The sequence below is a fragment of the Streptomyces sp. NPDC059874 genome (genome assembly GCF_042731135.1).
In the GTDB taxonomy this organism is placed as follows: domain Bacteria; phylum Actinomycetota; class Actinomycetes; order Streptomycetales; family Streptomycetaceae; genus Streptomyces.
In genome coordinates, this window is the sequence record NZ_JBHWJY010000010.1 from 115873 (window position 1) to 137429 (window position 21557).

The following is a 21557-nucleotide window of genomic DNA, read 5'->3' on the forward strand; positions in this document are numbered from 1 at the left end:
GTGACGGGCCTCAGCGGGCGGGTTCTCCGATGTCGTCCCAGTCGATCTCCATCGTGGTGCGGCTGGTGAACACGTTGAAGAGCAGGTTCAGCGAGATGGCGGTGAGCGCGCCCAGCGTGATCCCGCTGTCCAGCACGGCCCGTACGTCGTCCGGCATCCGGTCGAAGAACGGCGAGACCGTCGTCGGCAGCAGCGCCGCCCCCAGACTGACCGCCAGGATCAGGGTGTTGCGCTCCTCCCGCAGGTCGACCTTCCCCAGGATCTGGACCCCGACCGCGGCGACGATGCCGAACATGGAGATCGCCGCCCCGCCCAGCACCGGGTGCGGGATCGAGGCGACGAGGCTGCCCGCCTTCGGCAGCAACCCCAGCACGACCATGAACACCCCGGCCGCGACGACCACGTAACGGCTCATCACCCTGGACATGCGCACGATGCCGATGTTCTCGGCGAAGGCCACGTACGGGAACGAGTTGAGGACACCGCCCAGGACCGTCGCCGCCCCGTCGGCGCGCAGCGCCCTCGCGACGGTGTCGGCGTCGACGTCCTTGCGGGTGATCTCCCCGATGGCGTAAACGTCCCCGGTGGTCTCCACCATCGTGATCAGCATGACGACGAGCATCGCGGCGATCGGCAGCAGCTCGAACCGCGGCATCCCGTAGTGGAAGGGCGTGGTGACCCCGAACCAGTCGCTCTCCCGCACCGCCGAGAGGTCCACGTCGCCGAAGACCCACGCGACCGCCGTGCCGCCGAGGAGTCCGAGCAGGACGGCGAGGCTGCTCAGGAACGGCTTGCCGATCCGGACCATCGAGAGGATGAAGAGCAGCGTGCCGAGGGCGTACGCGAGGTTCTTCGGGTCCCCGTACGCGGGAGTGCCGATCAGATGCGCGCCACCCGCGGCGTCCTGGAGGGCCACGGGTATGAGGGTGATGCCGATGATCGTGAGGATCGTGCCGATGACGACCGGCGGGAAGTACTTCACCAGCTTGCTGAACAGCGGCGCGAACGCGAACGTGGCTATGCCCGCCGTGATCACCGCTCCGTAGACGACGAGCAGGCCGGCCGTGCCGCCGCCCGCCCCCGTCCCGATCGCGATCATCGGGGAGACCGCGGTGAAGGTGACGCCCTGGACCAGGGGCAGCCGGGCGCCGACCCTCCAGACGCCGAGGGCCTGGATGATCGTGGCGATACCGCAGGTCAGGAGGTCCGCGTTGATGAGGTGGACGAGCTCCTGGCGGGAGAGTCCGAGCGCGTTCCCGACCAGAACCGGGACGATGACCGCCGCCGCGTAGAACGCGAGGAGGTGTTGGAAGCCGTAGAGCGCCAGCTGGGGGACCGGCAACAGCTCGTCGACGGGATGCGTCTGCTGTCGGGAGGACTGCCGGGAGGACCGACGGGGGGTGCGTGCCATCTCTGCCTTGCCTTGCGAGGTAGGTGAATGAGAAGACCGCCGCTCTCGATCCCTGGATGGCAGGGCGAGGGCAGGCCGGCTCGTACCGAGCCGACGCCGGGCGGTGTTGCCGACACCACGTCGCTCTGCACTATGCGATTGCGTCCTGGATTGGCAGGACCTTCTTCGATCGGTGTATCGGAACCCCGTTTGTTCATGGGATCCGAAGGTCGTCCGACCGGAGGGCGCTCACCATAGCCAAAGCTTGTGTTTCCTCGCGAGTAACCCTGAGCCGCCCCTGGCCGTCTACTCCGGGACCGACACCGTGTCCTCCCGCTCCCGTTGCTTCGCGGCCCGGCGCAGCCGCGCGTCCTCGTCGGTGTCGCGTCGTACGAGGTCAGCTTCGGCAGCAGCGCCGCGAGGATCGCCACCGACGCCACGCAGGCCAGACCGCCGCTCCAGAAGGCGGTACGGGTACCGGTCCAACCGGCCATGGTGCCCGCCCGGACCTGGCCGAGCTGCGGGCCGACGCTGTACGAGAGCACCTCGATGCCCGCGAGCCGCCCCCGCAGCTCCTCGGGGATCGTCTGGTTCCAGATCGTGGCGCGGCCCAGCCCGCTCAGCATGTCCCCGGCGCCGGCCACCGCCAGGCACAGCAGCACGATCCAGATGTCGGGGGACCAGCCCGCGGCCGCGACCGCCAGCCCCCACACCGCCGCGCCACACACCACGAGCAGCCCGTGCCGGCGTACCCGTGACAGCCGGCCGCTGGTCAGCCCGAGCAGCAGCGACCCGACCGCGCCGGCCGCGTACATCAGGCCCAGGGCCCAGACCGCGTCGAGCTCGTCCGCGAGGAAGGGGTAGATGGCGTTCGGGAAGGCGAAGAACATCGCGGCCAGGTCGACGGCGTACGTGCCGAGCAGCACGGGCCGGCTCCACGCGTACCGCGCTCCCTCCGCGATCCCCCGGAGCGACGGGCGCTCCACGCCCGCCGCGGGAGGAGCCGGGCGCAGCCGCAGGCACAACAGTACGGAGACCAGGAACCCGGCGACCGTGACCGTGTAGGCCGCGGCGAAACCGGCGTACGCCACGACCACGCCTGCCAGCGAGGGCCCGGCGATCGCGCCGAACTGGTAGCGCAGCCCGTTCAGCGCGGCGGCGGCGGTCTGCTGGTCGTGCGGCACGATCCGCGCCATCAGCGAATCCAGGGCAGGCCGCTGGAGCCCGGTCAGCGCCGACACGCCCGCCGCGACGACGTACAGCGGCCACAGCATCGGGTCCGGCAGCAGCGCGTTCACCAGCAGTACGTGGGCGAGCACCCCGACTCGGTGCCCGTCGGGGCCCGGGCAACGGAATTTCCCCGGGTGACGTTCGGGTCACCGGCGGCGCGGCCCCCGGCGGACGGGGGAATCAGGGGCCCGGGGCGTGGCAACGCGGCGCGGCCGTGGCAGCCATGGAGCATGCAGCCGGTGTCACCATTCCTGCGTACGGCCGCGTCGTACGCCTGGCGTCTGCTGGTCGTCGGCGCCGCCGTGTACGCGGTCTTCGCCGTGCTGGGCCGGTTCCACGAGATCGCCGTCGCCCTCTTCCTGGCGCTGGTGGTGGCGGCGCTGCTGTCCGCGCCGACCCGGCGCCTCGCGCGGAACCTGCCCCGGTCGCTCGCCGTCGCGCTCTGCCTCCTCGGCAGCGCGGCGCTGCTCCTGGGCGTACTGGTCTTGGTCGGCGAGGCGGTGGCGGGGGAGAGCACCACCCTGGTCCGGGAGTTCCGCCGGGGACTCGACAGCATCGAGGAATGGCTGGAGCGGCCGCCCTTCCGGTTGAACCCGGACGCGCTCGCCAACGTCCAGTCGCGGGTCGGCGAGTACCTCTCCAGCCACCGCTCCACCCTCCTCAGCAGGGCGGTCAGCGGCGCCGGGCAACTGGTGCACGTCCTCACCGTCGTCGCCCTCGCCGTCTTCTGCTCGGTCTTCTTCCTCTACGGCGGCGACCGGCAGTGGTCGTGGTTCTGTGGGCAGCTGCCCGAGGCGGCGCGGAGCCGCGTGGGCGTCGCCGGGCGCGCGGCCTGGCGCACGTTCACCGGATACACCCACGGGATCGTCATCGTCGCGGCCGTGAACGCCGTCCTCGTGGGACTGGCCCTGTACTTCCTCGGAGTCCCGCTGGCCGTTCCGCTCGCGCTGCTGGAGTTCCTCGCGGCCTTCGTCCCCCTGGTGGGATCGCCGGTCGCGCTGGCCGTCGCCGCCGTCGTCGCGCTCGCCGCGAAGGGACCGCTCGTCGCGGGCCTGGTGATCGCGCTGATCGTGGTCATCGGCCAGATCGAGGGCCATCTGCTGCATCCGCTGGTGATGAGCCGGGCGGTCCGGCTGCACCCCCTCGTCGTGGCGATCTCGGTGGTCGCGGGGACCATCGCGGCCGGAGTGGTCGGCGCCGTGGTCGCGGTCCCTCTGGTCTCGGTGGTCTGGTCGGTGCGCACGGCCCTGCGCGAGGACCGCGTCGCGGCCGTGCCCGCGCCCGGCCTCGGCGCCGGCGAGTGATCTCCTGCGGAGCCGCCCTGTGCGAGGTGGTCCGCGGCTCACGATCGCGTCCTGCACAATCGGCGGATGACTGATGAAGACCCGTACCTCTGGTTGGAGGACGTATCCGGGGAGGAAGCCCTCGCCTGGGTGCGGGAGCGCAACGCCGAGACCGTTGCCGCGCTGACCGGCTCTCCCCGGTTCAAGGTGCTGGAACGCGAGGTTCGCGAGGTGCTCGACGACGACGGCCGGATCCCCTACGTCGTCCGCCGGGGCCCGCACCTGTACGACTTCCGGCAGGACGCGGACCGTGTGCGCGGGGTGTGGCGCCGCACCACGCTGGAGGAGTACCGCACGCAGCGGCCGGCCTGGGAGGTGCTCCTGGATCTGGACGCGCTCGCCGAGGCCGAGGGGGAGAAGTGGGCCTGGGCCGGCGCGGCCGTGCTGGCACCCGAATTCCGGCACGCGTTGGTCATGCTGTCGCGGGACGGCGCGGACGCCTGCGTGGTGCGTGAGTTCGACCTCGACACCCTGGAGTTCGTCGAGGACGGATTCACGGTCGAGGAGGCCAAGACCCGGATCGACTGGATCGACCGGGACCGGGTGTGGATCGGAACGGACTTCGGCGAGGGCTCGATGTCCGGGTCCGGCTACCCGCTCCAGGTGCGCCGCTGGCGGCGCGGCACGCCGCTCGCCGAGGCCGAGAAGGTCTACGAGGGACGGCCCTCGGACCTGTCGGCCTCCGGTTGGCGCGACGACACGCCCGGCTTCGAACGGGATTTCGTCCACCGCCAGATCGACTTCTGGAAGCAGGAGCTGTTCCTCCTCCCCGAGGAGGCGGGCAGCCCGCCGCTGAAGATCGACGTACCGGACGACGCGAGCGCCCACGTCCACCGCGACTGGCTGACCGTCACCACCAAATCGCCGTGGCTGGGCCACCCCGAGGGCACCCTCCTCGCCTTCCGCTTCGAGGCCTTCCTCGCGGGGGAGCGGGAGGCCGAGGTGCTGTTCGCCCCGGACGAGCGAACCGCGCTCGCCGGCTACAGCTGGACCCGCAACCACCTGATCCTCAGCACCAGCGCCGACGTCTCCTCCCGGATGGAGCTGCTCACCCCGGGCCCGGACGGCTGGCGGCGGGCGCCGCTGTCCGGCGTACCTCCGCTGTCCACGGCCTCGGTCACCTGCACGGACCCGGACGCGGGCGACGAGTACTTCCACCACGTCACCGGCTTCCTCCAGCCCTCCACCCTCTACCGGGGCACGGTGGGCGGGGACAGCGAGAGCCTCAAGCAGGAACCGGCGCTCTTCGACACCGCCGGACTCGCGGTACGCCAGTACTTCGCGAGCTCCGCGGACGGCACGAGGGTGCCGTACTTCGTCGTCGGCCCCGAGGACCGCCCCGGCCCCGGACCCACCCTGCTCTACGGGTACGGCGGCTTCGAGATCTCGATGGTCCCGGGGTACAGCGCGGTCACCGGCCGCGCCTGGCTCGCGCGCGGCGGCACGTACGTGGTCGCGGGCATCCGCGGCGGGCACGAGTACGGGCCCGCCTGGCACAAGGCGGCCCTCGGCGCGAACCGGGTCCGGGCGTACGAGGACTTCGCCGCCGTCGCCCGGGACCTGGTCGCCCGGGACATCACCACGCCCGCGCAGCTGGGCATCGAGGGCGGCAGCAACGGCGGTCTCCTCATGGGCGCGATGCTCACCCGCGACCCCGAACTCTTCGGCGCGGTCGTCGCCCACGTGCCACTGCTCGACATGCTCCGCTTCCACAAGCTGCTGGCCGGCGCCAGCTGGATCGCCGAGTACGGGGACCCGGACGACCCCGCCGACCGGACCCACCTGGAACGGATCTCCCCGTACCACCGGATCCGGACGGACGGGCCGCCGTACCCGCCGCTGCTCCTGCTGACCTCGACCCGCGACGACCGCGTCCACCCCGGCCATGCCCGCAAGATGGCCGCGCGGCTGCGCGAGCACGGCCACCCCGTCCTCTTCCACGAGCACCTCGGCGGGGGCCACGCGGGCGCCACCGACCACGGGCAGACCGCCTTCAACGAGGCACTCGTCCACACCTTCCTGTGGGAGCGGCTGACCCCGCGGAGGTGACCGGACGCTCCCCGGCGCGGACTACGCGCCGCGGAGCGTCCGGACCCGCGTCTCGATCGCGGTGATCAATGCCTCGACCCTGGCATTGAAGATCTGTTCGTCCGTCACCTCGGCCAGTTCACCGCTGAGCCGGGTGATGTGAGGGAAGCCCTCGGGGTCGACCAGGCGGTACTCGCGGTTCCACGAGTTCTCGTCGGCCTCCCGGATCTCCGGGGCGAACAGCAGGTAGGCGGCGCGCTGGCCGACGTACGCGAGCAGCGAGTCGCCGACCATCCGGTAGTGGACGGCCGCCTCGGCCCCTTCGAGGCCGGCCTCCGTCACGGCGCCGAGGATCAGCTCGACGACCCGGAACTCGTTGGGCCGGCGGGTGGTCCGGCTGGCCATGGTCGAGCCGACCACCGGGTACCGCAGCGCGACTTCGAGGGAGCCGTCGGCGAGCGCCCGCAGCCGGTCCTTCCAGTCGAGGCCCTCGGGGATGCTGTCGAGCACCTCGCCGAGCGTCCGGTCGGCGACCGAGAGCAGCAGGTCGTCCTTGTCGCGGAAGTGTCGGTAGATCGCGGTCGGGTCGGCGCCGAGTTCCTCGCCGAGTCGTCGGACGGTGAAGGCGTCCTCGCTGCCGCGGGCCGCGATGCGCAGGCTCGCTTCGATGATCGCGTCGGGTGTGAGCTGGCTGCCCGCGCGCTTGGACCGGGTGGTGGTCTCAGATGACTTCGGCATGGTGCGGCCCAGTGTATCGATTTGGATCAGAGCGAGCGCAACACCGTTGACAACAGTGTTGCGCTCCCGTTCACTCCTCCTCAACGAACACGCCGTGCGGGTTTCGCCCCGCCGAGCCGGAGGATGCGTCGATGGCCAGCAACAGGCAACGGACCGGGCGACGGGCCGACACCGTCTTCGTGGGAGGGCGGGTCTTCACGGGGACCTCGCCCACCCCGATCGACGCGGCCGTCGCCGTAGGGGGTGGCCGGATCCTCGCCGTCGACGACGAGGCGACGATCCGCGCCTTCGCGGACGACGCCACCGAGGTCGTCGACCTCGCCGGAGGGCTCCTCGTCCCCGGCTTCCAGGACGCCCACGTGCACCCGGCGGTGGCCGGCGTCCAAATGCTCGGCTGCGACCTGAGCGAGCAGCGCACCATCGACGGTTACCTGACGGCGGTCGCCGAATTCGCCACGGACCACCCCGACGCGGCCTGGATCCGCGGCGGCGGCTGGTCGATGGACGCCTTTCCCGGAGGCATCCCGACGCGCACCATGCTCGACGCGGTCGTCCCGGACCGGCCCGTCCTCCTCACCAACCGGGACGGGCACGGAGCCTGGGTCAACACCCGCGCGCTGCGGATCGCCGGCGTCGACCGCACCACCCCCGACCCGGCCGACGGCCGGATCGAGCGCGAGGCGGACGGCAGCCCGGCCGGCACCCTCCAGGAGGGCGCCATGGACCTCGTGGCCCGCCACGTGCCCATCGCGACGCCGGACGAGGCGCACGCCGGCCTGCTCGCCGCGCAGGAGCACCTGTTCTCGCTGGGCGTGACCAGCTGGCAGGACGCCATGATCGGCGCCTTCCCCGGAAACCCCGACAACTTCGGCGTCTACCTGCGCGCCGCAAGCGAGGGCTCCCTGCGCGCCCGCGTCGTCGGCGCCCTGTGGTGGGACCGCGAACGCGGCCTGGAGCAGATACCCGAACTGGAGGAGCGCCGCCGCACCGGCCGGGTCGGCCGCTTCAACGCCACCAGCGTGAAGATGATGCAGGACGGCATCGCCGAGAACTTCACCGCAGGCCTGCTGGAGCCCTACCTGGACGGCTGCGGCTGCTCCACCGGCAACTCCGGGCTCAGCTTCATCGACCCCGAACTGCTCACCGAGGCCGTGGCCCGGCTCGACCGCTCGGGCTTCCAGATCCACTTCCACGCCCTCGGCGACCGCGCCGTGCGGGAGGTGCTCGACGCGTTGGCCGCGGCCCGCGCGGCCAACGGCGCCAACGACAACCGTCACCACCTCGCCCACCTCCAGATCGTCCACCCCGACGACATCGGCCGCTTCGCGACCTTGGAGGCCGCCGCCAACATCCAGGCACTGTGGGCCGCGCACGAACCGCAGATGGACGAGCTCACCATCCCCTTCCTCGGACCCGAACGGGCCGCCCTCCAGTACCCGTTCGGCGATCTCCAGCGCGCCGGAGCCCGGCTCGTCGCGGGCAGCGACTGGTCCGTGAGCAGCCCCAACCCGCTGTGGGGCATCCACGTGGCCGTCAACCGCTCCGTACCGGACGAGGCCCCCAACTCGCCCGAGGCCTTCGAGCCGGCGCCGCCGTTCTTCCCCGAACAGGCCCTGACCCTTTCCCAGGCCCTCACCGCCTACACCGCCGGCAGCGCCTGGGTGAACCACCTCGACCACGTCACCGGCACCGTCGAGGCGGGCAAGTACGCGGACCTCGTCGTCCTCGACCGGGATCCCTTCGAGCACCCCCCGATGGAGATCGCCGACACCCGGGTGCTGCGCACGTACATCGACGGCGAACCGGTCTTCGCCGCCACCGACTGAGCAATCCGAAGCGACGACCCGCGTCACCCACCCCACCGAGCTCATCCCTCAGGGAGTCAGACGATGTCATCAGCCCGTACGAGAACCCCGCTCCACCGCCGCGGCCGCGCCCGCCGCACCGTCGCCGCGACCCTCGCGGCCGCCACCGTGCTCATCACGAGCGCGTGCAGCGGCACCGCACACCCGGCGAAGGACGGGGCGGTCGCCTACAAGATCACGGACCGGACACTCGCCGCCACCGGGCAGCTGGACTCCTTCACCTGGTCCATCTACGCCGAGCCGACCACCATCGACTACGCCTACTCGTTCGACTACCCGCCGAACCAGATCCTCGCCAACGTCTGCGAGAGCCTGCTGCGCTGGAACCCGGACCTGACGACCTCGCCGAACCTCGCGACCTCGTACACCAACCCCACGCCCACCACCTGGGTCTACCAGATCCGCCCCGGCGTGCGCTTCCACGACGGTACGAAGCTCACCGCCGACGACGTCGTCGCCTCCCTGCGCCGCAACCTCGCCCCGGAGACGGCCGGCGTCTGGGCGAACCCCCTCCGCAACGTCAAGTCCGTGGACAAGACCGGGCCGATGGAAGTCACCGTCACCCTCACGCAGCCCGACTCCACCTTCAACAAGTACCTCGCCGCCGGTCCCGGCACCGTGGAGTCCGCCGCCACCCTCGCCAAGTCCGGCAAGGACTACGGCAATCCGCAGACCGGCGTGAACTGCACCGGCCCGTTCGCCTTCGACTCGTGGGCCTCCGGCCAGTCGCTCACCCTCAAGCGGTTCGACGACTACTGGAACCCGGCCCTCAAGGCCAAGTCCGACCAGGTCAAGTTCGTCTTCCTCGCCGACGCCACGACCCGCGTCAACGCCTTCCAGAGCGGCGAGGTCGACGGCGGCTGGATGGTCCCGCCGAACGCGTACGCACAACTCGGCTCGACCCAGGCCGGAACCCTCTACTTCGGCCGCAACACCACCGTCGCCGACGAGGTCGTCAGCAACCTCAAGGGCCCCCTCGGCGACCCCCGGGTGCGCCGGGCCCTGCTCATGGCCACCGACCGCAAGGGCATCGTCAAGGCCGGCGCCGGCGGGGTCGGCGAGGTCTCCGACTCGCTCGTCACCGACAACCTGTGGGCCGACGCCCCCGACACGACCCGCGACAAGCTCCGACAGGACCTGCCGAGGTACCCGTACGACCCGGCCAAGGCCAAGGCGCTCGCCGCCGAGGCCGGAGTCAACGGCCAGAAGGTCGTGATCGCGACGAGCCCGCTGGACTCGCAGACGACCATCATCACGCAGGCCGTCGCCCAGGCCGCCACCGCCATCGGCCTCAAGCCGGAGATCAACTCCATGTCGGCGGAGAAGTACACGACCCTCTTCACCGACCCGGCCGCACGCGAGGGCATCGACCTCTTCCTCACCTTCTGGTACACGTCCATCACCGACCCGCTGGACATGTACGGCTCCCTCCAGACCGGCGCGTACAGCAACTACGGCAACTGGTCCCACCCCGGGTTCGACGCGGCCGTCGACAAGGCCATCGGAGCCTACGAACCCGGCCTGCACGCGGAGGCCAACGCCGAGGCCCAGAAGATCGCCATGCAGGAGCTGCCCTGGCTGCCGCTGTACACCCAGCCCGTCAGCGTCTTCCTAGGCAAGCGGATCACCGGCGTCCAGCCCTCCATCGCCTACCTCTACCACCCGTGGGCGGCCGAGATCGGAGCCAAGGGATGACGGCCCCGGCGGCGACCACCGCCCTGGCCCGGGCCGCACGGGTGCTCCTCCGCCTCGCCGGCATGGCGGCGACCCTGCTGGTCACCTCCTTCCTCGTCTTCTCCTCCCTGTTCCTGGCGCCCGGCGACCCGGCCGCCTTCCTCACCAAGGGGCGAAGCCCCAGCACCGAGCAGCTCGCCGAGATCCGTCGCCAGTACGGCTTCGACGAACCGTTCCTGATCCGGTACTGGAACTGGCTCGAAGGGGTCCTGCACGGCGACTTCGGCCGCTCCCACCTCTTCCACCAGGACGTCGGCGCGGTCATCTGGTCGCGGCTGCCCTCGTCCCTGCTGCTGATCGGCGTGTCCGCGCTGATGATCGCGGTGTTCGGCATCGGGTCCGGGATCGTCGGCGCGCTGCGCCGGGGGTCGCGCACCGACCGCTCGCTGATGCTCATGGTGACCGTGGGCGCCGCGGCGCCCGCCTTCGTGGCGGCCCTGCTGCTCAGGTCGGTCCTGGGCGTCCGCCTGGGCTGGTTCCCGACGATCGGGAACGGCGCCGGCGTGCTGGACCGGCTGCACCACGTGATCCTCCCGGCCGCCGCCCTGTCCGTGACCTTCACGGCCCTGGTGACCCGGGTGACCCGCTCGGCGATGCTCGACGAACTGCGCCGCGAACACGTGGAGGTCGCGCTGAGCCGGGGAACCCCACGGCGCACCGTCATCCGGCGCCACGTACTGCGCAACGCGCTCGGGCCGATCGTGACGGTCTCCGCGCTCCTGGTCTCCGGCATGCTCGTCAGCACCGCGATCGTGGAGACCGCCTTCGGAATGTCCGGAGTGGGGTCCCTGCTCGTGCAGTCCGTGGACCAGCTGGACTTCCAGGTGGTCCAGGCGATCGTGCTGCTGGTGGTGGCCGCGTTCGTGGTCGTCAACGCCCTCGTGGACCTCGTCCACCCGCTGATCGACCCGCGCATGGCGGCGGCGGGGAGCGCCCGATGAGCACCCTGCACGAAGCCGGGACCCAGACCCGCACCCCGAACGTCCCGCGCCCTCCACGCACCCGGCCCGACCGGTTCGCCCGGCTGCGCCGGCTCGGCGGCGGCCCGCTCCAACGGACCTGCCTGGTACTGCTCGTGGTGTTCGTCCTGGTGGCGCTGTTCGCCCCCTGGATCGCCCCGCAGGACCCGACGTTCGGCCGACTCGGCGACACCCTGCTGGGGCCGAGCCCCGAGCACTGGCTGGGCACCGACCAGGGCGGTCACGACACCCTTTCGGCGCTCATCGTCGGCGCCCGCACCAGCCTCGCCGGCCCGCTCGCCGTCGTCCTGTTCTCCACCGTCCTCGGCATCGCCGTCGGCCTGTTCGCCGCGTGGCGCGGCGGCTGGATCGACACCGCCATCGGCCGGGTCCTCGACGTGCTGTTCGCCTTCCCGGCGCTGCTGCTGGCGATCCTCGCGGTGGCCCTGTTCGGCAAGGGGATGACCGCGCCGGTGATCGCCATGGCGATCGCCTACATGCCGTACACCGCACGCCTCGTCCGCGGGCTCGCCGTCCAGGAGAAGTCCCGCCCCTACATCGCCGCCTACCGGGTACAGGGCCACTCCGGCCTGTACGTCGCCGTCCGCAGGCTGCTGCCCAACATCGCCCCGACCCTGCTCGCCCAGTCGACGGTGAACTTCGGCTACGCGCTGCTCGACCTCGCCGCGCTCTCCTTCCTCGGGCTCGGCGTCCAACCCCCCACCCCCGACTGGGGCGCCATGATCAACCAAGGGCAGGCAGCCGTCCTGCAGGGCCTGCCGCTGTCCGCGATCGTGCCGGCCGCGGCGATCGTCCTGGTCGTCGTCGCCTTCAACGTCGTCGGGGAAGACCTCGGCGACCGGCTCGCGGGGAGGGACTCCCGATGACACTGCTCGCATACGACGACCTGCGTGTCACCCTCCCCTCGATGGCCCGCCCGGTCCTCGACGGCGTCGGCCTCGAGGTCGCCGCCGGGGAGGTCGTCGCCCTCGTCGGCGAATCCGGGTCCGGCAAGTCCGTCACCGCCCGCGCCGCCCTCGGACTGTTCCCGCGGGGCGCCGAGGTCGGCGGCCGGGTCCGGGTGGACGGCACCGACCTGGTCGGCGCCGACGCCGCGAGCCTGCGCGACGTACGCACCGACAAGGCGGCGATGATCTACCAGGACCCGCGCGCCGCCCTCAACCCGGTACGCCGGGTGGGGGACTTCCTCACCGAGCCGCTGCGCCTCGTCCACGGCTGGACCAAGACGCGCGCCGCGGCCCGGGCCGTCGAACTGCTCGACGCGGTCGGCCTCCCGGACCCGGCCCGGCACCTGGGGCAGTACCCGCACGAGCTGTCCGGCGGAATGCTCCAGCGCGTCGTGATCGCCGCGGCCCTCACCACCGAGCCCAAGCTGTTGCTCTGCGACGAGCCGACCACCGCGCTCGACGTCAGCACCCAGGCCGAGATCCTGGCCGTTCTGGGACGACTGCAACGGGAACGGGGCCTGGGGCTCCTCCTCATCACCCACGACATCGAGCTGGCGGCCTCCGTCAGCGACCGGATCTACGTGATGTACGCGGGCAGGATCGTGGAGACCGCCCCGGTGGCAGAGCTGTTCGCCGCCCCCCGGCACCCCTACACCGTGGGCCTGCTCGGCTCCTCCCCGCCACTCACGGGCCCCCTGACCCGCCTCACCCCCATCCCCGGCGCCCCCATGGGGCTCCTGGAGTCCGTGCCCGGCTGCGCCTTCGCACCCCGCTGCCGCTTCGCCGAACCCGGCCGCTGCGACCGGCGCCCGCCGGAGCTCGAACAGCACGGCCCGGCCGAGGTGGCCTGCCACCGCGTCGCCGAACTCACCCGCAAGGAGGACAGTTGAGCACCAAGCCGAGTGACGCACCCGGCGCGGAACTCCTCAAGGTGACCGGCCTGCGCAAGACCTACCGCACGGGCGGCACGGAGGTCGTCGCGGTCGACGACCTGTCCTTCTCCCTGCGGGCGGGCGGGGCGCTCGGCATCGTGGGCGAATCCGGTTCCGGGAAGACCACCACGGCCCGGATGCTGATCGGCTTGGAACGCCCCGACGCGGGCGAGATCCTCGTCCAGGGCACACCGTTGGCGGCCTCCGTACGGGGGAGACCGGCGCGGCTGGCCAGAGCCAAGGCCGTACAGATCGTGTTCCAGGACCCCTATCTCTCCCTGGACGCCCGGATCGGCATCGGCGCCACGATCGACGGGGTGCTCCGGCTGCACGGCACGACCGACCGCACGGCTCGCGCCGCGCGGGTCCGGGAGCTGCTCGCCCAGGTGGGTCTCGGCGACCGCGAGGCGGCCGCCCTGCCCCGCCACCTGTCGGGAGGCCAGCGCCAACGGGCCGCGATCGCCCGGGCGCTGGCGGTCGAACCCGCCGTCCTTGTGCTCGACGAGGCGGTGTCCGCGCTGGACGTCTCGGTCCAGGCGCAGGTGCTGAACCTGCTCGCGGACATCCGCCGCGACACGGGCATCGGCCTGGTCTTCGTCAGCCACGACCTGGCCGTCGTGCGCTACGTCTGCGACGAGGCACTCGTCATGTGCCGGGGCCGCACGATGGAACACCGCCCGGTCACCGAGCTCCTCACCGACCCCCACCACCCCTACACGCGGCTGCTGCTGGCCTCTGTACCCCGACCGGGCTGGGACCCCGACTCGATCAGCCGCCGACGCCGCGAACCGGACCTCCTGGGCGGCACTCCGAGGCCATGACGCGCGGGCGCCGGGGCCCCGGGAGCAGGGGCCCCGGCGGGGGAGGCCGCTCCGAGCGGAAAGGGCTGGTCCGGGGCCGAGTTGGGGGATAGGTTCGGTTCGATCTTGATCCTCCCCTCTCCATGAAGGCTGCCTGGTGACGTCGATCCGCTCCGCACACCCCCACGAACTTCCCGCGCTGCTCACGTATCCGGACGACGCCGAGCGCAACGCCGCGACCCGCGCCTACCTCGACGGGCTGTTGGAGGCGAAGTGCACCCGGCCCGAGTGGTGCCTGGTCGCCGAGAACGGCGAGGGGCGGCTGGTGGGCAGCGTCGTGCTGTGGACCCTGCCGGGACACGAGGTTCCCTACGCCTTCGTCCTCTTCGAGGCCCCGGCCGGGGATGCCCGGGTGGGAGCCGAGCTGCTCGACGCGGCGGCCCGGAAGGCGCGCGAGCTCGGCGCGGAGGAGCTGGAGCACGTCGTCGACTCGCCCGCGCAGGCGCCGCAGTTCCAGCGCGATCCGGAGCGCCGGGGCGAACTGCTGCGCGGCTCCGGATTCCGCGTGATCCGCGACGGGCGCAGGTTCGGCCTGCGGGTTCCCGACGAGCTGCCGGCCGACGATCCCCGGCTGACGTTCCGCTCCCTCGCCGACCTCGGCCCCGGGCCGTTCGTCGACCTCTTGGAGGAGCTGCTCGCCGAGACCTCGGACGCCCGACTGGCCGACGACGTCCGGACCCACGGGGCGCGCGAAGCGGCCGAGCGGCTCTTCGAGGAAACGGCGGAACTGGCGCACGAGCCGGGATGGTGGGAGATCGGCTACGACGCGGACGGCACCCCCGCGGTGATCAGCCTGCCGGCGCGGAACCCGAGCGTGCACGTGATCGGCTTCGTCGGCGTCGCGCCCGCCCACCGCGGCAAGGGCTACGCCGCGTCCGCCGTGGTCCGCGGTACGCGGATCCTGGCGGCGAACGGCGCCGCCGAGATCCGCGGGGACTGCGACGCGGCCAACACGGCCATGGCGAAGGCGTTCACGAGGGCCGGCTACGAGAACTTCGCCGACAGGCTGGAGTTCGGCCGCGCCCTGTGAGCGCTTAGTTGTTGCCCGACCTGAACAGGAAGTCCTCGACGGCGCCGAGATCGGTGTTCCAGTACGTGACCTTGGGCGTGGGCCCGACGGTGAGGGAACCGATCTCGTCCGCCAACCTGATGTCGAACGACCCCACGTCCCGGTTGCTGTTGAGAGCGCGGTCCTGGTAGCCGAGGGCGAACGACGTGACGGTCTTCGTCTGCTGGCCCGCTCGGAAGACGAACACGCCCGCGTACGCCTTCTCCTTCGGCCCGATCGTGGCGATGGCCTTCGGCTTGGACTCCATCGGCCCGATCGGATCCTCCATGTCGACGCCGAAGCGGACGTACGGGTAGTGGTACAAGGTGCAGGGCTTGTCGGTGAAGTTGGTGGCCGTGATGAGGAAGTGTTGGCCGGAGTCCTGTCGCCACGCCGACGTCGTGATCGAGAGGTCGTTGTCGTTGCAGGCCGCGACGGTGGTCTGACCGCCACCGCCGGGAGTGGCCGAGCCGCCGCCACCCGGGCTCTGCGACGGGCCGGGAGTGCCGGTCACGCTCGGAGCGCCGGAGGCGGTGGCGTTCTTGCCGTCGTTCGTGCCCCCGGACTCACAGGCCGTGGACGAGAGGAGCGCGGCGACGGCCGCGGCCCCTAGTGCGTAGCGCTTCCAATTGGTGCGGGCGGTGTGCATGGTGGCCCCCGTGTGCCTTCGCATGGCTCGAATCGTTTGGTCGACGGTTCGGTTCTGCCCCGGCGGAATCCCCGAAATCCCTGCTCAGTGGGACCGTTACGGACTCGGCAAGTGTAGGTCACCATTCCGTCCAAGTGGCCGATGTCCGTCCACTGGACACACGCCCTAGGAGGCGGCCGGATCGGGGACGAGCCCGTCGGCGATCAGGCCGGCCAGGACGGCCTCACCCAGGACCCGCACCGCGGACTGCGGGCGCACCATCACCGTGAACTCCTTGACGCGGCCCTCCTCGTCGAACTGCAACAGGTCGATCCCGTGCACCTCCTTGCCCCGCACGGTGGCCCGGAAGGGCAGGATCACCGACGGGGCCTCGGCCCCGTCCCCGCTGGTCTCCGCGGATCCCTCGAAGTGGCCCACGTACCGGATGTCCTCGAAGGTGCGCAGCAGCACGCCGAAGAGGCCCAGGACCAGGGGCTTGCCCTCGAAGGGCTTGAACTTCACCGGGCTGTACAGCCGGATGTCGTCGGTGAACAGTTCGTCCAGCACGGTCAGATCGCGCTTCTCCACGGCGGTGCGGAAGCGTGCGGCAGTCTCCATGACCCCTCCTTGATGCTCAAGAATCTGCATACTCAAGATTCTGACTAATCATGTTCTTGAGTAGGATGCAGAGAACGACGCGAAAAGGGAAGGGGGACTGCTTCCATGGCCTTGAGACATGCCGTGCTGGCGGCGCTGCTGGAGGGTGAGTACAGCGGCTACCAGTTGACGAAGGTGTTCGACCTCGGCGTCGCGAACTTCTGGCACGCCTCGCCCCAGCAGCTCTACGCGGAGCTGGCCAAACTGGAGACGCAAGGTCTCGTGGCAGGGCGCGAGGTGATCCAGGAGACCCGGCCCAACAAGCGCGTGTTCCACGTCACCGACGCGGGTCGGGCCGAGCTGGAGGCGTTCACCGAGGCCCGCTTGAAGCCCACGGTCATCCGCGACGACCTCCTCGTCATGGTCCAGGCCGCCGACGGAATCGACACGGAATCCGTCATCAAACAGCTCGAAGAGCGTGCGGCCGAAGCCGAGGCCAGGATCGAGGACCTCGATGAACTGCTGGCCCAGATCCGCGGCGACGCGGACGAGGAGGAGTTCCTGCTCCGGGGCGAGGGAGTCGGCGGGTACCTGACGGCCCTGCGGGGCGTGGCCTTCGAACAGGGCCACCGGGACTGGTGCCTGCGCGCCATGGCCGTCCTGCAGGAAAGGCGGAGAACCCGTGGCGAACGGTGAGTACCTGCGCTACGTCGCCCTCGGCGACAGCCAGACCGAAGGGCTCGGGGACGGGGACGACACCGTCGGCCACCGGGGCTTCGCCGACCGGCTCGCCGAGCACCTCGCTGCCGCCGAACCGCGGCTCCGGTACGCCAACCTGGCCGTGCGCGGACGCGTCGCCGCCCAGGTCCGCGCCGAGCAGTTGGCGCCGGCGTTGGCGATGCGCCCCGACCTGGCCAGCGTGGTCTCCGGGGTCAACGACCTGCTCCGGCCCTCGTTCGACGCCGCGGAGACGGTCGGGCACATGGAGGACATGTTCGCCGCGCTCACGGCCGCCGGTGCCCATGTGGTGACCGTGACCTTCCCCGACATCGGGAAGATCGCGCCGCTCGCCCGGCCCCTTCGCCCACGCGTGTTCGACCTCAACGACCGCATCCGCGCGGCGGCCGCCCGGCACGGGGTCACCGTCGCCGAAACCGGCCGCGAGGCCGTGGCGACCGACCCGCGGATGTGGGCCGTGGACCGGCTCCACGCCAGCTCCCTCGGCCACGAACGGATCGCCGCCGCCCTCGCCCACGCCCTCCGGCTGCCCGGCAGCGACGGCACCTGGGCCGACCCGCTGCCGCCCCTCCCGCCCGCGACGGGCCTGCGGACGGCGGTGGCCGAAGCGCGCTGGTTGGCCGGCTTCCTCGGCCCCTGGCTCGGCCGCCGGCTGCGCGGCCGCTCCTCCGGCGACGGTCGGACGGCCAAACGCCCGCAGCTCCTGCCGATGGAGGACGCCTACGAGGTGGGCGGGACGGCGTAGCGCGCCAGGAAGAGGTCGACGCCCGAGGTGACCACGCGGGTGAGCTCCGCGCGGTCGATCTCGGAGTCGGGGGCGAAGGTGCGCACCAGCTGGAGGACGCCGACCGTGGCGGCGATGAGCTGCTGCGCGGCGAGCTCGGGATCGGGGACGTCGAGCCTGCCGAGCCTGCCCAGTTCGGTGATGGCCTCGGTCAGCGGGCCGTTGTTCATGTCGTACGTGACGCGGTACCAGAGCTGGCCGAGCTGCGGGAAGCGGTCGATCTCGCCGATGACCAGCCTGCGCAGGGACATGATGTCGGGGCGCAACAGCACGGTCGCGAAGTCGCCGGCCAGCCCGATCAGCGCGGCCCGCAGGTCGGGGGCCTGCGCCAGGGTGGAGTTGCAGGGCTCCAGGCCGGCGTACGTCTTGGGCAGTATGCCGCCGATGACGGCGAGGAAGAGCCGCTCCTTGTTGCCGAAGTGCTTGTAGATCGTCGCCTTGGAGACGCCGGACCGGGCGGTGATCGTATCCATCGAGGCGGCCGAGTACCCCTCGGCGAGGAACTCCGCGACGGCCGCGTCGATGATCGCCTGACGCTTGCGCTGGGCGTTGTCGGAGGGGTCCGGGATGATCGGGATGCCGTATTCGTCCGTGGCGTTCGTGGTGTCGGCGTCCATGGGGGTCCTTCGGATCGTGGGGGGTCTCAGTATATGAACTGAACGGTTTGGTAGAGGCGCCGCGTCGAACGGAGGGTACGGAGGGTACGGAGGGTACACCAAACGGTTCACCATGAAGACTGAACCGTTTAGTTGACACTCTGAACCAAGCTGTTTAGTTTGGAGTTCGTCGAGATCGCCTCACTCGCCCAGGAGCGTCGACCATGTCCTCACCGACCACCGTGACCCACCTCGGCACCGCCACCGTCCTGCTGCGCATCGGAGAGCTGACCGTCCTCACCGACCCGGCCCTCGACCAGGCCGCGGCCGAGTACCCGGCCGCGCGACCGCTGCGCCGGACCGCCGGAGCCGCCCTCGCGGCCGCCGACCTCCCGCCCGTCGACCTCGTACTGCTCTCCCACGACCAGCACGCCGACAACCTCGACGTCTCGGGCCGCGAGGTCCTGGCCGGCGCCGGACTCGTACTCACCACGCCCGAAGCGGCCGGCCGACTGGGCAGCGACGTGGAGGGCCTGGAGCCCTGGGAGACCCGCAAGGTCACCGTCGGCGGCACCACCGTGCACGTCACGGCCACCCCGGCCCGCCACGGACCGGCCGGCACCGAGGCGGTGACCGGAACCGTCACCGGTTTCGTGGTCCAGTACGACGGTGGCACGCTCTACATCTCCGGCGACACCGTCCGCCACGACGCGCTCGACGAGATCGGCGAACGCTTCGCCATCGACACGGCCTTCCTGCACCTCGGCGACGCGCACTTCCCCACCACCGGGGACCTGGCCTTCTCGCTCAGCGCCGCCGAGGGCGCCGAACTCGCCCGCACCCTCGGCGCCCGCACCGTGGTCCCCCTGCACTTCGAGTCCTGGGAGCACTTCACCGAGGCCCCGGCCCGCATCGAGGAGGCCTTCGCCGCCCCCGACCTCGCCGGCCGCTTGCGCCTCCTGACCCCGGGCGTGGCCGAGGACCTCTGACGCCTGCGACCGGCGGCCGGGCGCCGCGCTGCCCCCGTGCCGCCGCGATACCGCCGGCCGGCGGCGTCCATCCCGCGTCGTAACCTGGAATCAATACGGGGGACATGAGGTGTTAACCTCCGCCGCGCGCGCCCGCTTCTGATCCACGATCGGCGGACGCAACCCCGGCCAAGGAGGACCCCATGTCCATGCCCTTCGCGTCCGACGCCCGCCACCGGCCGCCGTACGAGGCGGAGCTTCCCGCGCTGCTCGCGGACCGGTTCGCGCTCGACGGTTCGCAGACCGTACTGGACCTGGGCGCGAGCTCCGCCCGTCCGGACGGTCCCGGCGCGCTCGCGCTGTCCCTGGCCGCGGTGGTCGACCACGTCTACGCCGTCCATCCGGAACCGGACGTACTCGCCGAAGGGGCGCGCCTCGCCGAGGAGCGGGGCCGCTCGAACATCTCCTGGCTGGAGGGCGACGCCTCCGCCGTCACCCGACTCTGCCTGCCGCGCATCGACCTGTGCGTCATCGGCGACGCCTTCCACCGGACGGACCGGGACCGGCTGCCGGCCGACCTCGACACCCTTCTCGCGCCCCGGGGAGGCCTCGCCCTCATCGCCGCCCCGGACGACCTCGAAGACCTGACCGACCGGCTCGCGAAGTCGGCGTTCTCCCGGATCGAGACCACCACCTGGGACCGGCCCGTCGCCGTCACGGTCATCGTCGCGACGAGGCCCGTGCGCTGACCGTGCGCCGGCTCACCGTGACGTGCCGGCCGCCGACGCGGGAGAGCGACGGGCGAACCGGTCCGCCGCGAGCCCGGCTCAGTCTCCTCCGCCGCAGCCGCCCCCACAGCTGCTGGAACAACTGCTGCCGCAGCTGCTGGACGAGCCGCAGCCGCCCCCGCCCCCGCCCCCGCCTCCCGAATCGGAGCTCCTCGCGGCCTCCCTCTCCCGGCGGCGGGCCTGCTCCTCGCGCAGCCGGAGCCGGTGCGAGGTCTTGCCCGCGGTCCACGATCCCGGCCTGTATCGCCGCTCCGGAACCAGCTGCACCGCCATGACCTCGGCGTCGATGGTGCTGCCGCCGACGTTCGTGGCGTATTCGAGGACGATCTCGGCGCCCTCGAACGGCAGGCCGTACAGCAGTGCTTCGAAGGGCTCGCGCTCCTTGTCGATGTCGTGGTGCTTGACCCGCAACCGGTCCTCGCGTCCGCCCAGGAGGGTCCTGGTCCGGTGCTCGGAGTTCCCGATCCGGTCCCGGAAGGCGATCAGCGCCGGCGCGTCGGTGGTGCGGGCGTCCGGGTACAGCCACATGTGGCTCGAGTGGCGGGCCCGGACTCCCACGCGCAGTACGGGCTGCGGCCCGGAGTGCAGCCTGCGGGCGGCCAGGCGGGCGGTGACGCCCCGGCCGAGCAGGGGAGTGCCGGGGATGAGCAGCAACATGGCGAGGATCTGCTGGCCGACGGCGTCGTACGGGGCCTCGCCGCGCCGGGCGCCGAGGTCCTGGACCAGGCCCCAGATGAGCAGTGCGGCGGCGGCCAGGCAGAGTCCGCCGCCGATGAGCATCAGCCGCAGGCCGCGCCGGAGGTGGGCCCTGGGGAGTGTGAACGGCAGCGGAGCCTGGGCCTTCCCGGCGGCGGCGAGGGCGAGTTCGCGCTGCTTGCCACGGGAGCCCACGCGCCACAGTGCGCCCATGAAGGCGTACGTACAGCCCGCGAGGACCAGGCACGCACCCACCCGGCCCGCAGTGTCACCGGCCTCGGCCGCACCGTTCAGGGCGATGCCGGCGGCCACCGCGATCACCGAGGTGGCCACCATCGCGGCTACCGGCAGGAACCGGAACCACAGGGGGAGGCAGAACAGCAGGACCACGAACCAGTAGTTGGCCCAACCGGTGCCCCGGCCGTCGCCCTCCGGTTCGTTCCAGCCGATCAGGATCATCCCGGCGAGCACGAGCGGGGCGAGGACCCAACCGCCGACCGCGGGCGAGAAGAAGCCGGGCGTCCGCGCCGCCCACCACTGCCGGGCGTCGTCGACGGCCCAGTTCGCGGCGCCCCCCTCGGGTATCGCGGCCGGGGGCAGGTACTTGACGTTGTCACTCACGGCGTCAGTATGCGGACCTGTCGCCGCAGGCCAGAAGGGGCGCAGT

The 21557-nt window shown here is 71.7% G+C and carries 19 protein-coding genes and 1 pseudogene; 13 read left to right on the forward strand and 7 right to left on the reverse strand.

Going from position 1 to position 21557, the window contains the following annotated elements:
• Positions 1-10: 10 nt before the first annotated feature.
• On the reverse strand, positions 11-1342 hold the full coding sequence (locus tag ACFV9H_RS08690; protein ID WP_385395295.1) for a nucleobase:cation symporter-2 family protein: 1332 nt from the start codon (positions 1340-1342) through the stop codon (positions 11-13).
• Positions 1343-1696: 354 nt separating this feature from the next.
• A pseudogene (locus ACFV9H_RS08695) lies at positions 1697-2715 on the reverse strand (MFS transporter); the annotation flags it as partial.
• A 135-nt stretch (positions 2716-2850) separates the two neighbouring features.
• On the opposite strand from ACFV9H_RS08695, the gene ACFV9H_RS08700 reads away from it, so the two are divergent.
• Together ACFV9H_RS08700 and ACFV9H_RS08705 are read left to right on the forward strand one after the other, a co-directional pair.
• Complete coding sequence (locus ACFV9H_RS08700; protein WP_385395227.1) at positions 2851-3924, forward strand: AI-2E family transporter; 1074 nt, start codon at positions 2851-2853, stop codon at positions 3922-3924.
• Between the two features lie 66 nt (positions 3925-3990).
• Positions 3991-6012 (forward strand): prolyl oligopeptidase family protein, encoded by a 2022-nt coding sequence (locus ACFV9H_RS08705; protein ID WP_385395230.1) that lies wholly within the window; start codon positions 3991-3993, stop codon positions 6010-6012.
• A 21-nt stretch (positions 6013-6033) separates the two neighbouring features.
• Here ACFV9H_RS08705 and ACFV9H_RS08710 read toward each other — a convergent pair whose 3' ends face one another.
• Complete coding sequence (locus tag ACFV9H_RS08710) at positions 6034-6729, reverse strand: TetR/AcrR family transcriptional regulator (RefSeq protein ID WP_385395233.1); 696 nt, start codon at positions 6727-6729, stop codon at positions 6034-6036.
• A 131-nt stretch (positions 6730-6860) separates the two neighbouring features.
• Between ACFV9H_RS08710 and ACFV9H_RS08715 the strand changes: the two genes are divergently transcribed.
• From ACFV9H_RS08715 to ACFV9H_RS08745, 7 genes are all read left to right on the forward strand, one after another.
• Complete coding sequence (locus tag ACFV9H_RS08715; RefSeq protein WP_385395236.1) at positions 6861-8555, forward strand: amidohydrolase; 1695 nt, start codon at positions 6861-6863, stop codon at positions 8553-8555.
• Positions 8556-8618: 63 nt separating this feature from the next.
• Complete coding sequence (locus tag ACFV9H_RS08720) at positions 8619-10289, forward strand: ABC transporter substrate-binding protein (RefSeq protein WP_385395238.1); 1671 nt, start codon at positions 8619-8621, stop codon at positions 10287-10289.
• Positions 10286-11269 (forward strand): ABC transporter permease, encoded by a 984-nt coding sequence (locus ACFV9H_RS08725; protein WP_385395241.1) that lies wholly within the window; start codon positions 10286-10288, stop codon positions 11267-11269. The genes ACFV9H_RS08720 and ACFV9H_RS08725 overlap by 4 nt, the downstream gene beginning before the upstream one ends.
• A complete protein-coding gene (locus ACFV9H_RS08730) occupies positions 11266-12174 on the forward strand; it encodes an ABC transporter permease (protein ID WP_385395243.1) in 909 nt (302 codons plus the stop codon). Before ACFV9H_RS08725 ends, ACFV9H_RS08730 begins: the two co-directional genes overlap by 4 nt.
• Positions 12171-13145, forward strand: coding sequence for an ABC transporter ATP-binding protein (locus ACFV9H_RS08735; RefSeq protein ID WP_385395246.1), 975 nt, complete (start codon positions 12171-12173; stop codon positions 13143-13145). Before ACFV9H_RS08730 ends, ACFV9H_RS08735 begins: the two co-directional genes overlap by 4 nt.
• The gene (locus ACFV9H_RS08740) at positions 13142-14008 is read left to right on the forward strand and encodes an ATP-binding cassette domain-containing protein (protein WP_385395249.1); all 867 of its coding nucleotides are present in this window, start codon (positions 13142-13144) and stop codon (positions 14006-14008) included. Before ACFV9H_RS08735 ends, ACFV9H_RS08740 begins: the two co-directional genes overlap by 4 nt.
• A gap of 136 nt (positions 14009-14144) precedes the next feature.
• Entirely contained in the window at positions 14145-15077 is a 933-nt protein-coding gene (locus ACFV9H_RS08745; protein ID WP_385395251.1) for a GNAT family N-acetyltransferase, read from the forward strand.
• Between the two features lie 4 nt (positions 15078-15081).
• Here ACFV9H_RS08745 and ACFV9H_RS08750 read toward each other — a convergent pair whose 3' ends face one another.
• Positions 15082-15768 carry a DUF4232 domain-containing protein gene (locus tag ACFV9H_RS08750; protein ID WP_385395254.1) on the reverse strand — a complete coding sequence of 229 codons (687 nt, stop codon included), beginning with the start codon at positions 15766-15768 and terminating at the stop codon, positions 15082-15084.
• A 141-nt stretch (positions 15769-15909) separates the two neighbouring features.
• Positions 15910-16341, reverse strand: a complete 432-nt coding sequence (locus ACFV9H_RS08755) for a nuclear transport factor 2 family protein (protein WP_385395257.1) — start codon at positions 16339-16341, stop codon at positions 15910-15912.
• 105 nt (positions 16342-16446) lie between these two features.
• Here ACFV9H_RS08755 and ACFV9H_RS08760 point away from each other — a divergent pair, with 105 nt between their 5' ends.
• Both ACFV9H_RS08760 and ACFV9H_RS08765 read left to right on the forward strand, forming a co-directional pair.
• The gene (locus ACFV9H_RS08760; protein WP_385395260.1) at positions 16447-17016 is read left to right on the forward strand and encodes a PadR family transcriptional regulator; all 570 of its coding nucleotides are present in this window, start codon (positions 16447-16449) and stop codon (positions 17014-17016) included.
• Positions 17003-17803 carry an SGNH/GDSL hydrolase family protein gene (locus ACFV9H_RS08765; RefSeq protein ID WP_385395263.1) on the forward strand — a complete coding sequence of 267 codons (801 nt, stop codon included), beginning with the start codon at positions 17003-17005 and terminating at the stop codon, positions 17801-17803. Before ACFV9H_RS08760 ends, ACFV9H_RS08765 begins: the two co-directional genes overlap by 14 nt.
• Here the strand turns inward: ACFV9H_RS08765 and ACFV9H_RS08770 are convergent.
• A complete protein-coding gene (locus ACFV9H_RS08770; protein WP_385395266.1) occupies positions 17779-18459 on the reverse strand; it encodes a TetR/AcrR family transcriptional regulator in 681 nt (226 codons plus the stop codon). The two genes, ACFV9H_RS08765 and ACFV9H_RS08770, sit on opposite strands and share 25 nt — an antisense overlap.
• A gap of 203 nt (positions 18460-18662) precedes the next feature.
• Here ACFV9H_RS08770 and ACFV9H_RS08775 point away from each other — a divergent pair, with 203 nt between their 5' ends.
• Positions 18663-19427, forward strand: coding sequence for an MBL fold metallo-hydrolase (locus ACFV9H_RS08775; RefSeq protein WP_385395268.1), 765 nt, complete (start codon positions 18663-18665; stop codon positions 19425-19427).
• Positions 19428-19609: 182 nt separating this feature from the next.
• Positions 19610-20155, forward strand: a complete 546-nt coding sequence (locus ACFV9H_RS08780) for a class I SAM-dependent methyltransferase (protein WP_385395271.1) — start codon at positions 19610-19612, stop codon at positions 20153-20155.
• Between the two features lie 78 nt (positions 20156-20233).
• On the opposite strand, the gene ACFV9H_RS08785 is transcribed toward ACFV9H_RS08780, so the two are convergent.
• Positions 20234-21511: a hypothetical protein gene (locus ACFV9H_RS08785; RefSeq protein WP_385395274.1), complete on the reverse strand. Its 1278-nt coding sequence runs from the start codon at positions 21509-21511 to the stop codon at positions 20234-20236.
• Between the last annotated feature and the right edge of the window lie 46 nt (positions 21512-21557).

Excerpts from the sequence above, each read along its gene's own strand:
- ACFV9H_RS08700 (WP_385395227.1), top strand. The coding sequence starts at position 2,851 with ATGCAGCCGGTGTCACCATTCCTGCGTACGGCCGCGTCGTACGCCTGG.
- ACFV9H_RS08705 (WP_385395230.1), top strand. The coding sequence starts at position 3,991 with ATGACTGATGAAGACCCGTACCTCTGGTTGGAGGACGTATCCGGGGAG.
- ACFV9H_RS08710 (WP_385395233.1), bottom strand. The coding sequence starts at position 6,729 with ATGCCGAAGTCATCTGAGACCACCACCCGGTCCAAGCGCGCGGGCAGC.
- ACFV9H_RS08715 (WP_385395236.1), top strand. The coding sequence starts at position 6,861 with ATGGCCAGCAACAGGCAACGGACCGGGCGACGGGCCGACACCGTCTTC.
- ACFV9H_RS08720 (WP_385395238.1), top strand. The coding sequence starts at position 8,619 with ATGTCATCAGCCCGTACGAGAACCCCGCTCCACCGCCGCGGCCGCGCC.
- ACFV9H_RS08725 (WP_385395241.1), top strand. The coding sequence starts at position 10,286 with ATGACGGCCCCGGCGGCGACCACCGCCCTGGCCCGGGCCGCACGGGTG.
- ACFV9H_RS08730 (WP_385395243.1), top strand. The coding sequence starts at position 11,266 with ATGAGCACCCTGCACGAAGCCGGGACCCAGACCCGCACCCCGAACGTC.
- ACFV9H_RS08735 (WP_385395246.1), top strand. The coding sequence starts at position 12,171 with ATGACACTGCTCGCATACGACGACCTGCGTGTCACCCTCCCCTCGATG.
- ACFV9H_RS08750 (WP_385395254.1), bottom strand. The coding sequence starts at position 15,768 with ATGCGAAGGCACACGGGGGCCACCATGCACACCGCCCGCACCAATTGG.
- ACFV9H_RS08755 (WP_385395257.1), bottom strand. The coding sequence starts at position 16,341 with ATGGAGACTGCCGCACGCTTCCGCACCGCCGTGGAGAAGCGCGATCTG.
- ACFV9H_RS08760 (WP_385395260.1), top strand. The coding sequence starts at position 16,447 with ATGGCCTTGAGACATGCCGTGCTGGCGGCGCTGCTGGAGGGTGAGTAC.
- ACFV9H_RS08770 (WP_385395266.1), bottom strand. The coding sequence starts at position 18,459 with ATGGACGCCGACACCACGAACGCCACGGACGAATACGGCATCCCGATC.
- ACFV9H_RS08775 (WP_385395268.1), top strand. The coding sequence starts at position 18,663 with ATGTCCTCACCGACCACCGTGACCCACCTCGGCACCGCCACCGTCCTG.
- ACFV9H_RS08780 (WP_385395271.1), top strand. The coding sequence starts at position 19,610 with ATGTCCATGCCCTTCGCGTCCGACGCCCGCCACCGGCCGCCGTACGAG.